This window comes from Micromonospora sp. M61, from assembly GCF_018070245.1.
Taxonomy (GTDB): domain Bacteria; phylum Actinomycetota; class Actinomycetes; order Mycobacteriales; family Micromonosporaceae; genus Micromonospora; species Micromonospora zamorensis.
This window is the reverse complement of record NZ_JAGPYA010000058.1, coordinates 1-11,649: the sequence shown is the minus strand read 5'-3', so window position 1 is coordinate 11,649 and position 11,649 is coordinate 1. Positions and strand designations below refer to the sequence as shown.

Below are 11,649 nucleotides of genomic sequence, written 5' to 3'. Positions count from 1 at the left end.
CATGCCCAACGTGCTGCTCGTCAACTCCAACTGCCGCACCGGAGCCCGGCTCCTGCAGGACCGCCCCGACGTCCGGCTCTCCGTCATCACCATCGACAAGTACCGGCACTTCTACGACCCGGGCACCGACGTCGAACTCGTCGACTCCGTGGCCGACCTCACCGGCGTACGGCTCGCCGCCCTGCGAATCCGTGAGAGGCACCCCTTCGACTGGGTTGTCGCACCCTCCGAATGGAGCGTCCAAGCCGGCGGCTACCTGCGCTCCTACCTGGGCCTGCCCGGCCCCGGATATGAGGTCGCCAACGCGTTCTCCAACAAGTTCGTGATGAAGCAGAAACTCGCAGCCGCCGGCCTGCCCGTCACCGCGTTCCGGCGGATGGAATCCCTCGACGACACGGTCGAGGCCGCCCGGCACCTCGGCTGGCCCGTCGTCGTCAAACGCGCGTGCGGCGGCGGCGCCGGTTACGTCGTCGTCATCCGCGACCCCGACCACCTGCACGACGTCTTCGCCGACGACAGCCGCGCCGCCATGCGCACCGCACCGTTCCCCCTGCTGGCCGAACAGATGGTCGACATCGAAGCCGAATACCACTGCGACGGCGTGGTCATCGACGGTCACGTGCGGTTCGCGCCCGTGTCCCGCTACTTCGCGCCCGTCCTCGACAGTGTCGGCGGCGTCATCGGCTCGTACACCCTGCCCGACCACGACCCCGAAACCCACCTCATCGCCGACCTGCACACCCAGGTCGTCGACGCCCTCGGGCTCCGCGACGGCGTCACCCATCTCGAAGTCTTCAAGAGCCCGGACGGCTACCTCATCGGTGAGATCGCCTGCCGCCCCGGCGGCGGCGGCATCACCGCGCAGATCCGCCACCAGTACGGCATCGACCTGTGGGACACCTTCCTCGACCTCGCCACCGGCGCCGGCGTTGACATCGCCCCCGCACCCCGCGACGACCACATGATCCAGTACATGCTGCCCCGCCCCGCCGGCACCGTCACCGCCATCACCAGCCGAGAGGAACTGCTGCGCCTCGACTGCGTCGTCGACGCCACCATCACCACCCGCGTCGGCGACAACGTCAGCGGGCCGCTCGACTCGTCCGTCTACGCCGGCGTCGTCATCATGCGGGCCGCCACCCGCGGCGACATCACCCGCAACGTCGCCGCTATCGACGCCGCCTTCCAGATCGCCGTCGCCGACGGCCGCACCACCGTCCCCAGCGGAGGCAAGGCCTAGGTGTGCGTCTCGACGAGGAGAAGCTCTGCCAACTGGCGATGATCGCGGTGCGGGTCGGCAGGGGCTAGATTTCGCCGAGGGCTCCTATTGAAGGACAGCGAGGGGTGCATGTGGGCGACGAGAAGCTCAGCAACGTAGGCCTCCAAGACGGATTCGACTTGGTTGTCACTCCGGATGCCAGGTTCGCACGGTTGCTGCGGCGAGATGTGCGGCGGACCAGCCGTACGTTTGCCATCGCAGGTTTGCTTCTTTCCATCACGAGCCTCGGCACGTTCATGGCCGAGGGTGCGTGGTTTCTCGCCGGGCTGTTTGGCCTCCCGTTCGGGGTGATCTGGTGCTTTGCCGGGTTGATCAACGGTCCGTTGCACCTGCGGCGCAACCCGGAAATGCTGGCGCCCCTGCGGTATGTATTCAGCACGGATGCCATCGAGTGGCACACCGTCCACACCTCACTGCGGGTGCCATGGGCGGCGATCCAGCATGTTAGTCGGCTGCGGGAGGCCTACCGCGTGGACTGCGCCGACCGGCACGAGCCGCGGTACCTCTGCCGTACGACAATGACCTCGGGTGAGGACGCGCAGTTGGCCGCGTACCTCGACGAGCGGCTCGCTGCGCGACTGACCGCGAAGACGTCTGTGCAGGCGATGCCACCCGCCAGAGACAGCAACTAGTTCGACGGCCCCGCAGCGCGTGCCCACGCCAGCCCACCCGGGCCCGGCTCCAACCGGTCCCGCCTTCGGAGTCGAGCCCACAGGGCACCGAGATGTCTGCGTTCTTCCGCAAGTGCGACGTAGCCGACGGCGAGCGGTTCATCGTGCTGCCGGTGAAGCCATGGGTCGCGGCGAACGGGCCGAGCTTTGGATTCCGGGTCAGCGAGGGCGGAGCCAGCATGTGCATGACCCCCAACTCACCGGCGGTGCCCTGATGCTCGACGACATGCGCGTGCTGCGTGACGCGGTCGCGCAGTACCGTGCGGCGGCGACAGCTGCGGGCCTCGACTGGCCCGAGCACGCTGAAGCGCCCGTCGCGCAGCCCCCCGACCTGGTCTACCGGCTCTTCGGTGTGGACCACGTCGCCGAGCAGCTGGCCTGGTTCCAGTCGCAGAAATGGCCGCCCCGACGGCTGCTGCCCAACGGGGGATGGATCATGCCGTGGCCGACCGACGGGGGCGAGGAACTCGACACCCTGGCGATATCGATCGGCACGCCCTTCCCGTGGCGGCATCAAGTGCGGCTGTTCAACTTCGAGCATTTGGTCTACACGTTCGTACTCGCAGGTGATCATGAGGGCGAGATCTGGCGCTACGAGTTCACCCCCGACATCTGGGGCTCGGCTCGGGCGGCCACCAGTCTCGCCGCGCTCTTCACCGGATGGACGAAAGGGATCGCCGCGGGCGCGGTCGTCTACGACGACCTCAACGGTTGGCTTCAACTCAGAGAAGGTGGGCACGACGACATCGCCGTGCTGCGGGAACGGGTTCCCGACGTTGATTTCCTGACCTTCCCGGCGTACGTGCCAGACGAGTCGCTGCTGCGAACTCGACAGCGCGAATGCGGGATCGACATGGACTGCATCGAGCGCGGCTTCGACTGCTACGAGGAACTGCTCGACACCGTCCAAGCCACCCGAAGGTCACTCGGCATCTGATCCGATCCCGACTACCCGGGAAACCATGACGGGGAGCCCACAAGCCCGGACGATCTCATCTCGTCGCTCCGAGCGCACTGGAGGGGCCAGTGCGCTCGGAGCCGCGGGGAGCGGGCATCGGCCGTTGCGGCCGGACAGTACGCGATGGCGCACCGCGGGATCCTTGACCGGCACTGCCGTGGCCGGCAGGTCCGCCCGGACGCCGTTCTTGAGGTGGAAGGTGAAATGGGGATGCGCCGACAGGTTCGCGTACCAGCTTCGGGCACCGGCATCCCGCTGAGGTACCAGCGGCCGCCGACATGGTGGAACCAGATCTCGATGCGCCTTGGGCGACCGGCGCCCGCCCAGGGTGGTGATGTCGATGGTGCGTGCCTCGCGCGGCGAGCCTGGACCGATGGCCAGAGCGCGCCGGACCGCGCCCACGTTGTAGCTTCTGTCCGCGGTGTCGGTCATGGTCGGCTGCCTCACTCGTGCCTGACGGAAATGGCGTTTGAGGCAAGTCAACCGTCACGCCGGGAGGGCTGCTAGGGACATCCTGGCGGATCCTTGCACGATCCTGCCCACGCGCAGGCGCAGAACGGCGACGAGCCGGGCAGTCACGCAAAGGCCAACGCTCCCGGCACGGCTGACATGGGCCCTGCCCCGGCCGTGCAAGAGGATTGGGCAAGAGGCGAAGAGGATCATTCTTTTCGCGGGCCCGGCGCAGCGGTCTCCTGGAAGGGACACACTCCCCACGGATTCCGACGAACGAATCCTCAGCCAGGAGGCACACCATGAAGGTAGCCGTCGTCACCGGTGCAAGCTCCGGCATCGGCAAGAGCGCCGCCCTGCAGATCGCCCGGCGCGGTACGGGCGTCATCCTGACCTACAGCTCCAACGAACAGGGTGCCAAGGACACCGTCGCCCAGATCGAGCAGTGGGGCGGTACTGCCGTGGCGCTGCACCTGGATCTCGGCGACACGGCGGGATTCACCATCTTCCGGGAGACCGTCGCCGAGGTGCTGCGCGAGACCTTCCAGCGGGACTCCTTCGACCACCTGGTCAACAACGCCGGATTCGCCGGCATGGCGATGATCGAGGACACCCGCGAGGAGGAATTCGACCGGCTCACGGACGGCCTGTTCAAGGGGCCCTTCTTCCTCACCCAGGCCCTGCTGCCGCTCCTCGCCGACGGCGGTGCCATCGTCAACCTGACCAGCAACTCCACGCTGCCCCAGGTGACCGCGCCGGGGTACTCCGTCTACGCGGCCCTCAAGGGCGCCGTGGCGGTGCTCACCCGCTACATGGCCAAGGAGTTCGGTCCCCGCGGCATCCGCGTGAACTCGGTCGCACCGGGAGCCACCGTCACCCGCTTCGCCGACGACGCGTTTCGCAAGAACCCGCAGATCATCCCGGAACTGGCGAAGACCTTCACTCTCGGCCGCGTCGGCGAGCCCGACGACATCGGCATGGTCATCGCCATGTTGGTCTCCGAGGAAGGCCGGTGGATCACCGCCCAGGACATCGAAGTCTCCGGAGGTCAGAACCTCTGAACCACTTCTACCGTCGGATGCGTGCCCAATCCTGCCCGGCCAGCGAGCCCGTGTGCAGGTTCGTGCAAAAATGGATTCATGCCTGCCCTGGACGAAATGCGTGAGCTTCTCAACCGGCACGCGCGGCCCGACATGAGCACGGCGATCGACGGCATCCGGGTATGCAAGTTCACCCATCCCAATGCTTCGGCGATCGGGATGTCGGGGACCGTGCTCGCAGTCATCGCCCAGGGCGGCAAACGCCTCGCCCTCGGCGAGCGCCTCTACGAGTACGGGCCCGGCGAGTACCTGATCGCCTCTGCCGATCTCCCCGTCACCGGCCATGTCCTGGACACCGGGCAGCCCACCCTCGGCTTCGGCATGACTCTCGCTCCTTCAGCCCTCGCTGAGCTCCTCCTGGAAGCCGACCCCCGAGACCTGCCGACCACCCCACGCACCGCATCACCCGGCATTGCCGTCTCCACGGCCTCGCCTTCACTGCTGGACGCCATCGTGCGCCTGCTGCGCCTGCTGGAGCAGCCCGCAGACCGCAAGATCCTCGCTCCCATGGTCAAGCGGGAAATCCTCTGGCATCTCCTGCGCGGCGAGCAGGGAGTCGCCATCCGCCAACTCGGTCTCGCCGACAGCGGACTGGCCCACATCAACCGCGCCGTGCGGCAGATCCGGGAGAACTTCGCCACCGCCTTCCGCGTAGAGGACCTGGCGGAAATCGCCGGCATGAGCGTCTCCGCGTTCCACCGCAACTTTCAGACCGTCACAGGGATGAGCCCCATCCAGTTCCAAAAACGCATCCGCCTGCAAGAAGCACGGCTCCTGCTCGCCAGCCGCCCCTCAGACATCACCGGTGTGGGTCTCAGCGTCGGCTACGACAGCCCTTCCCAGTTCAGCCGCGAATACCGCCGCATGTTCGGCACACCGCCCAGCAAGGACACCCAGCTCCGCACTCCGCCAGCAGAACTCGTCACCGCGCTGCCCTGACCTCGACCCTGTCGGGGATCTTGGTGTTCCGGTGCGGCGCATCTCGCCCTCGGCGGCCGTGAGCGGCCTTGGGATCAGAAAGATTACGGATGCCCGGTCGGGCGACTGCACACCTCGTCAGCCTGTCCCTCAGCGTCGGTGTCGGCGGGTCGGTTTGGCTGTACGAGCGGCTGTACGGTCGCCTGGTGAACCGTGAGGACTTGATCGCTCTGCTTGCCGAGGACAGTGCCGTCAACAAGAAGTGCCGTAAAGCCGTTGGGCTGGGGGCCTCCTTCGACATCTGGGACGGATTGGTCCCTGCAAGCAGGCTTGCGCGCATCTACCGGGTGCGGGAGGTGCTCATTAGGAAGCGGGGTACTCCGACCCTCGGTTTTGCAGCGGCCGTCAAGGCGCTCCACGCGCTCGACGAACAGCCGCTACGACTTGGCCAGGTGAGCCAATTCGATCCTCCCTACCACTTTCAGCTCTTCTTGGCTGCCGACGCCACTTCAGTCATCGCATGCATCGGTGTGGATTTGCGAAACCTACAGCGAAGGATCTGAACTCCTCGTCGCTGTCTCCGACCTCCCAGGCTCCCCCGACGAGGACGGTTACCCCGCCGATCCGGTCAACCAGTACGACCTCGATGGCCAAGCGTGGAAATGCAAGGCCAATTGCGGGTTGGTCGGCAACGACTCAAAATGCACTGGTTACGTCTGGGGCGCCGGCAGCGGCAAGACCGAGAGCGCCGCGGTCAAAAGCGCCAAGAAAGATTTGTCCAGCAAAGCGCCGCGAGGCTGCCGCACCAAGCACTGCCGGGCGGTGGACTGCACAATGGGCTTGCGTGTGAGGTCGGCGCCGGCTTGCTGAGTCGGCGCCGGCCCTTTGCCGACAGATGGAGATACCGCGTATGACCACTCCCGAGGCCGATGACGGCCGAGCCCAGCTATGGCGGATCACCATCCCGGTGGTCGCCGCTGCCAGCGAGGTCGATGCCTTGACCGATCGTCTGGTCGAAACTCTCTGCCCGGACACCGCTCACGAGGGCCCCTGCCCAACACCATGGGCCCTACACGTCACCGACGGCAATTCGCTGAGCAAGGCCGAGCAGCGCCGTCTCCGCGAAGAGATAGCCGACACCAACGGGCTGAGCACCTGAAGGATTCGCAACATCCGGTCCTGCGTCAGGAAACCTCACGGCTCCAGCTCGCCCGCGTGCATGTCCTCGTGGCTGTTGGTTTCCATGCCGGCATCGGTGCGGGCCTTGGTCCAGTCATGGCCCTGCGGGTACAGGCTCATCGTGAGTCCGCTGGCTGCGGTGTACCCCTGAACGACGTTCGACAGGACGTAGTTGCCGCCGTGTCCGTTGATGAGGACCGGGTGTTCGACGCCGGATCGAGTCAGGGAGTCAGCCTCGTCGCTGTAGCGCAGGGCCTCGACGAGCTCGTCTAGCCGCTGCCTAGCCGTGGCAAGCCCAGCACCGTGACAGCGCTGGTTGACGAACCGTTCCTGCGCACCGTCGGCAAACTCTCGGCGGGCGTTGCGTGACAGCCGCGCCCCGTGCGGCGCGACCAGATCGGTGAGAGCCACCAGATCCGCCACCGCCGTACCGGGTAGCAGCCGTTTGACGCGATGCTCGAAGTACCGGCCACCCGGCTCGGCTACCGCCTGCTCATCCGACTGCGGTACGCCGGTACACCACGGTGCCGCCTCGATCTTTGAACGGCACCCTCAGCCGAGACACGGACATCTGTAGAATCTCTCTCACTTTCGGGCTGCCCCCGGCTCGGCTAGCAAGGACGGTGCGCTGTGCCCGTACCCACCGCCACCGGTCCCGCGACGTTCTCCCCCGCCGGCCCCGGTGACCCGCGGCTCGGCAGACGCGCCTGGACCTCACTGGTGCTGCTCGGCTTCGTCGGCCAACTGGCCTGGGCGGTCGAGAACATGTACCTCAACGTGTTCGTCCACGACACGATCACCGATGATCCGACCGCCATCGCCACCATGGTCGCGGCGAGTGCGCTGGCCGCGACGGCGGCCACCGTGCTGATCGGAGCGATTTCCGACCGGTCCGGCCGTCGCCGGGCCTTCATCGCGGGCGGCTACCTCGCGTGGGGTGTCTCCACCGCGGCATTCGGCCTGCTCACTGTGGACGCTGTTGCCGCACTGGCACCAGCGGCCGACGCGGTGCTACTGGCACTGCTCGCCGTAATCGCGTTGGACTGCCTGATGTCGTTCCTCGGCTCGGGCGCCAACGACGCCGCGTTCCAGGCCTGGGTGACGGACGTGACCCGACCGGCGAACCGAGGCCGGGTGGAGTCGGTGCTGGCCGCGATGCCGCTACTGGCCATGCTCGCCGTCTTCGGCGGGTTCGACGGTCTCACCCGCGCCGGCCAGTGGCGGACGTTCTTCCTGATCGTCGGTGGGATCACCGCCGCGGTCGGGGTGCTGGCCTGGTTCCTGGTCCGCGACGAGCCCGTGCCCGTCCGTCGGGGCGAGCGCCTGCTCGGCTCGATGCTGTACGGGCTGCGCCCGGCTGCCGTACGCGCGAACCCCCGGCTCTACCTGGCGCTGGCCGCATGGTCGATCTGGGGTGTCTCGACCCAGGTCTTCCTGCCATATCTGATCATTTACCTGCAGCGCTACCTGGACATCGGTGGCTACGCCCTCGTGCTCGGCGTCGTGCTGCTCGGCGCCTCCCTCGTCAGCGTGGTCGTGGGCCGGTTCATCGACCGGATGGGCCGGGTCAGTTTCCTGCTTGCCGCCGTCGCCGTGTACGCGGCCGGTCTGTTCTCGATGTACCTGGCCCGTGGCACCGGCCAGGTGATCGCTGCCGGACTGCTGATGATGTCCGGCTTCATGCTGGTGCTGGCCCCGATCGGGGCGCTGGTACGCGACTTCTCCCCGCCGGAGCGCGCCGGCCACGTACAGGGCCTGCGCATGATCTTCGCGATCCTGCTGCCGATGGTCGTCGGGCCCTACCTCGGCGCGGCGGTCATCAACGGCACCGGTGAGACCTACACCGACCTCGGCGTGGTCAAACAGGTGCCGGCGCCGGGCATCTTCCTGGCGGCGCTGGCAGTGCTCGCCCTCATCGTCGTGCCGGTGCTGACGTTGCGCCGCCGGTACGACTCGGCGACGCGCGGATGATCCGGCCACTGCTGACCCCGTGGGGCGAGACGCTCGACCCGGACCGGCCGTTGCCGGAGTATCCCCGCCCGCAACTGGTCAGGGACAGTTACCTCAACCTCAACGGCCGCTGGCAGTACGCGATCACCGACAGCCACCAACAGCCGCAGGGGTACGACGGGGAGATCATCGTCCCGTTCTCGCCGGAGACGCCTCTCTCGGGCGTCAACCGGCAACTGCTACCGGGCCAGACACTGTGGTACAGCCGGATCTTACGACTGCCCGACGGTTTCCGGCCCGACCCGTCGGCGCGGGTGCTGTTGCACTTCGGGGCCGTCGACCAGACCTGCGAGGTTCTTGTCAACGGCACGCCGGTGGGCAGGCATACCGGCGGCTACCTGCCGTTTCACTGCGACATCACCGATGCGTTGCACGACGATGACAACACGCTGGCCGTCGCGGTACGAGACGACACCGACACCGCTCACCACTCGCGCGGCAAGCAGCGGCTGCGCCGCGGCGGAATCTGGTACAGCCCGCAGTCCGGGATCTGGCAGACCGTCTGGGCCGAGTGCGTGCCCGCGCGGCACGTACGGCGACTCAGCCTGACCCCGCTGCTCGACGAGGGCTGCCTCGAGGTGACGGTGCACGCCGACCCGGGCGCCCTCGATGCGACAGTGACGATCCTGGCCGGCGACGACGTGGTAGGCGTGGCGCAGGCACCCGCCGGACGGCCGGTTCGCGTTCCGGTCCCTGCGGCACGGCGGTGGAGCCCCGAGGACCCGTACCTCTACGGGGTGGTTGTGGACCTGGGCGACGACCGGGTCCGCAGTTACGTCGGCATGCGCTCCTTCGGCGTCGGCCCCGCCCCGGACGGCACGCCACGGCTGCTGCTCAACGGCGCACCGTACTTCCACGCCGGCATCCTCGACCAGGGCTACTGGTCCGACGGCTGGTACACGGCCCCCTCCGACGAGGCCCTGGTCCACGACATCGCGACCATGAAGCAACTCGGCTTCACCATGCTCCGCAAGCACATCAAGATCGAGCCGGCGCGCTGGTACTACCACTGTGATCGTCTCGGCATGCTGGTCTGGCAGGACATGGTCAACGGTGGTGGCCGGTATCGGCCGCTGGTAGTCACCGCTCCGGCGGTCAGCCCGCTGCGGCTGACCGACCGACGCCGGCGGTGGTTCGCCCGCGACGACGACGCCGGGCGCGAGCAGTTCCGGGCTGAGCTGCACGACACCGTCGAGCAGCTGCGCAACGTCGTCAGCATCGCCGTGTGGGTGCCGTTCAACGAGGGGTGGGGTCAGTTCGACGCCGCCGCGATCGCCGCCGAGGTCGCCGCACTGGACCCGACCCGCAGTGTCGACCACGCCAGCGGCTGGCACGACCAGGGCGGCGGCGACCTGCGCAGCCTGCACGTCTACTTCCGCCGTTTCCGGGTGCCGCGGCGCGGCCGGGACCACCGGGTGCTGGTGTTGTCCGAGTACGGCGGCTACAGCCTTGCCGTCAGCGGGCACACGTCGACCGATCGCGAGTTCGGCTACCGCCGTTTCCGCGACGCGGCGTCGCTCGGTGCGGCTTTCCGCCGACTGCATGCCGAACAGATCGCTCCGGCGATCGCCAGAGGTCTGAGCGCCACGGTCTACACCCAACTCTCCGATGTCGAAGACGAGGTGAACGGTCTGCTCAGCTACGACCGCCGGCTGCTCAAACTGCCCGCCGAGCTGGTGGCAGAGGTCAACCGGCAGCTACGTCTCTGACGAGGGCTACCAGCGGTTACGTGCCTCCTCGGCCCAGCCGAGCAGATACGAGGTCGCTACCACCACACCAAGGCCTGCTCAGCCCGCCGGCGGTGAGTCAGCTCAGTCCGGGAAGTAGGAGCCCTGGCGCAGTTCGGGATCCGAAGGTCGATCGTCGCGGCCCGGGCATCCCGCTCCCTCCGCCGGTAACCGTTGCGGGAGCTGGCCCGCTCGTCGCTGCGCTGCCGGTAACCCACGCCGCAGACCGCGTCGGCTTCGGCGGGTCACTGCCTGCGCGGACGTTCTGATCATCGCTGCAACAGATTCGGCGACGTGCCCGCGATCTGCTCGCACAGCAGGTCAGCAGGGCTCGCGCTTCTCAGGTACGGCCATCGCGCATCACACTCCTTCACTCGGACTTTGCCGCCTCGAAGGATCGTGCGGTGACCGTCTCTTATCTACGCAAAAAGCCCATTATGGACAAGCCGTACACCACTTCCGTGGATGTAACCTGTGGCCCAGTGCACAACAGTTACATAAAAGATATGGACGGTCACTCAAAAACCGTTTCTGGTAGACAGCTTTTGCCCCCTTGACGAAGGAGTTCCATCGCAGTCTAATTTGGTGACCATGGAGGGAGGCCCACTCGTGGGAGCGATCCAGTCCGCCGTTCTGACGTGGCAGGGGTTCCCTCTGATCGCGGTTGACGCCACAAAGGTGCGCGCACCGCGTCGGCTCGCAATGGCTGTTGCCGGTTACCGGGCTTGTGCCGTCTGCACTGCCACTGGCATGAAGCGTTCCCGGCGTCGAAGTCACCCTCGGTGCCGGCCCCAAAAACAGTTGGCGCCCGACGTTCATACTTCGGCTCGCGCCGCAGTCGGGATCCCGAATAAAGCCGTCGACATCCGTCTGACAGAAGCGGCAGAACGGCACATTATTTTGCCCCGACCAGCGCAGGCAGACCATGGCCCTGGGACGCAACGGGCCGCCCTGGTCCGTTAGATATATCGACCCATCGGAAGGAGTCGGAGATGAGCATGAGGTTCGTGAATCGGCGGCAGTTTCTGCGTCGGCTGGGAGGTGCCCTTGCTGCCGGAGGAAGCATCGCGTTGTTTCCGGCGGGGTTCGCCTCGGCATCACCTAAGGCCGGTCCGACATCGATCCCTGGCCATGCAGGCGGCGGGCCAGCGTACCCCGGAGACCCCGGCTTTGTCGCCACTAGGCCAGGGGAACTAGATGCCGCTAAAGCCAGTTGGGAAACGCCGGAATATGGTTACTATACCGGCCATAATCCTTCTAACCCTGGCGCTGCGGTCGATTCCCCATGGCAACTTGTCGCGGTGAACGCGTCCACCGCCTACGCCCTGGGGTACCGCGGGCAGGGCGTCGCGCTGGG

Annotated in this window: 13 protein-coding genes; 10 read left to right on the top strand and 3 right to left on the bottom strand. The window is 67.0% G+C overall.

The annotated features are described in order from the left end of the window. Nucleotide 1 precedes the first annotated feature (1 nt). The 4 genes from KBX34_RS26435 (at nucleotide 2) to KBX34_RS26420 (ending at nucleotide 2,887) form a co-directional block, all read left to right on the top strand. Nucleotides 2-1,240, top strand: coding sequence for an ATP-grasp domain-containing protein (locus KBX34_RS26435; protein ID WP_247672262.1), 1,239 nt, complete (start codon nucleotides 2-4; stop codon nucleotides 1,238-1,240). Between the two features lie 110 nt (nucleotides 1,241-1,350). Next, complete coding sequence (locus KBX34_RS26430; RefSeq protein WP_210927591.1) at nucleotides 1,351-1,911, top strand: hypothetical protein; 561 nt, start codon at nucleotides 1,351-1,353, stop codon at nucleotides 1,909-1,911. A gap of 92 nt (nucleotides 1,912-2,003) precedes the next feature. Next, a complete protein-coding gene (locus KBX34_RS26425) occupies nucleotides 2,004-2,165 on the top strand; it encodes a hypothetical protein (protein WP_210927589.1) in 162 nt (53 codons plus the stop codon). Next, nucleotides 2,132-2,887 (top strand): hypothetical protein, encoded by a 756-nt coding sequence (locus KBX34_RS26420; RefSeq protein ID WP_307871502.1) that lies wholly within the window; start codon nucleotides 2,132-2,134, stop codon nucleotides 2,885-2,887. The genes KBX34_RS26425 and KBX34_RS26420 overlap by 34 nt, the downstream gene beginning before the upstream one ends. Here the strand turns inward: KBX34_RS26420 and KBX34_RS26415 are convergent. Continuing rightward, on the bottom strand, nucleotides 2,873-3,340 hold the full coding sequence (locus KBX34_RS26415; RefSeq protein ID WP_210927588.1) for a hypothetical protein: 468 nt from the start codon (nucleotides 3,338-3,340) through the stop codon (nucleotides 2,873-2,875). The two genes, KBX34_RS26420 and KBX34_RS26415, sit on opposite strands and share 15 nt — an antisense overlap. Nucleotides 3,341-3,660: 320 nt before the next feature. Here KBX34_RS26415 and KBX34_RS26410 point away from each other — a divergent pair, with 320 nt between their 5' ends. The 4 genes from KBX34_RS26410 (at nucleotide 3,661) to KBX34_RS26395 (ending at nucleotide 6,535) form a co-directional block, all read left to right on the top strand. Continuing rightward, nucleotides 3,661-4,419 carry an SDR family NAD(P)-dependent oxidoreductase gene (locus tag KBX34_RS26410; RefSeq protein ID WP_210927585.1) on the top strand — a complete coding sequence of 253 codons (759 nt, stop codon included), beginning with the start codon at nucleotides 3,661-3,663 and terminating at the stop codon, nucleotides 4,417-4,419. Between the two features lie 78 nt (nucleotides 4,420-4,497). Then, entirely contained in the window at nucleotides 4,498-5,397 is a 900-nt protein-coding gene (locus KBX34_RS26405; RefSeq protein ID WP_210927583.1) for an AraC family transcriptional regulator, read from the top strand. 185 nt (nucleotides 5,398-5,582) lie between these two features. Continuing rightward, nucleotides 5,583-5,939, top strand: coding sequence for a hypothetical protein (locus tag KBX34_RS26400; RefSeq protein ID WP_210927582.1), 357 nt, complete (start codon nucleotides 5,583-5,585; stop codon nucleotides 5,937-5,939). A gap of 347 nt (nucleotides 5,940-6,286) precedes the next feature. Continuing rightward, nucleotides 6,287-6,535, top strand: a complete 249-nt coding sequence (locus KBX34_RS26395; protein ID WP_210927580.1) for a hypothetical protein — start codon at nucleotides 6,287-6,289, stop codon at nucleotides 6,533-6,535. A gap of 35 nt (nucleotides 6,536-6,570) precedes the next feature. On the opposite strand, the gene KBX34_RS33820 is transcribed toward KBX34_RS26395, so the two are convergent. After that, nucleotides 6,571-6,978, bottom strand: coding sequence for a creatininase family protein (locus KBX34_RS33820; protein WP_247672261.1), 408 nt, complete (start codon nucleotides 6,976-6,978; stop codon nucleotides 6,571-6,573). Nucleotides 6,979-7,185: 207 nt separating this feature from the next. Between KBX34_RS33820 and KBX34_RS26385 the strand changes: the two genes are divergently transcribed. Together KBX34_RS26385 and KBX34_RS26380 are read left to right on the top strand one after the other, a co-directional pair. Next, nucleotides 7,186-8,526 (top strand): MFS transporter, encoded by a 1,341-nt coding sequence (locus tag KBX34_RS26385; RefSeq protein WP_307871501.1) that lies wholly within the window; start codon nucleotides 7,186-7,188, stop codon nucleotides 8,524-8,526. Then, nucleotides 8,523-10,274 (top strand): glycoside hydrolase family 2 protein, encoded by a 1,752-nt coding sequence (locus tag KBX34_RS26380; RefSeq protein WP_210927579.1) that lies wholly within the window; start codon nucleotides 8,523-8,525, stop codon nucleotides 10,272-10,274. Before KBX34_RS26385 ends, KBX34_RS26380 begins: the two co-directional genes overlap by 4 nt. 56 nt (nucleotides 10,275-10,330) lie before the next feature. On the opposite strand, the gene KBX34_RS26375 is transcribed toward KBX34_RS26380, so the two are convergent. After that, nucleotides 10,331-10,510: a transposase gene (locus KBX34_RS26375; protein WP_307871500.1), complete on the bottom strand. Its 180-nt coding sequence runs from the start codon at nucleotides 10,508-10,510 to the stop codon at nucleotides 10,331-10,333. Between the last annotated feature and the right edge of the window lie 1,139 nt (nucleotides 10,511-11,649).

Excerpts from the sequence above, each read along its gene's own strand:
- KBX34_RS26395 (WP_210927580.1), top strand. The coding sequence starts at position 6,287 with ATGACCACTCCCGAGGCCGATGACGGCCGAGCCCAGCTATGGCGGATC.
- KBX34_RS26380 (WP_210927579.1), top strand. The coding sequence starts at position 8,523 with ATGATCCGGCCACTGCTGACCCCGTGGGGCGAGACGCTCGACCCGGAC.
- KBX34_RS26405 (WP_210927583.1), top strand. The coding sequence starts at position 4,498 with ATGCCTGCCCTGGACGAAATGCGTGAGCTTCTCAACCGGCACGCGCGG.
- KBX34_RS26435 (WP_247672262.1), top strand. The coding sequence starts at position 2 with ATGCCCAACGTGCTGCTCGTCAACTCCAACTGCCGCACCGGAGCCCGG.
- KBX34_RS26425 (WP_210927589.1), top strand. The coding sequence starts at position 2,004 with ATGTCTGCGTTCTTCCGCAAGTGCGACGTAGCCGACGGCGAGCGGTTC.
- KBX34_RS26415 (WP_210927588.1), bottom strand. The coding sequence starts at position 3,340 with ATGACCGACACCGCGGACAGAAGCTACAACGTGGGCGCGGTCCGGCGC.
- KBX34_RS26410 (WP_210927585.1), top strand. The coding sequence starts at position 3,661 with ATGAAGGTAGCCGTCGTCACCGGTGCAAGCTCCGGCATCGGCAAGAGC.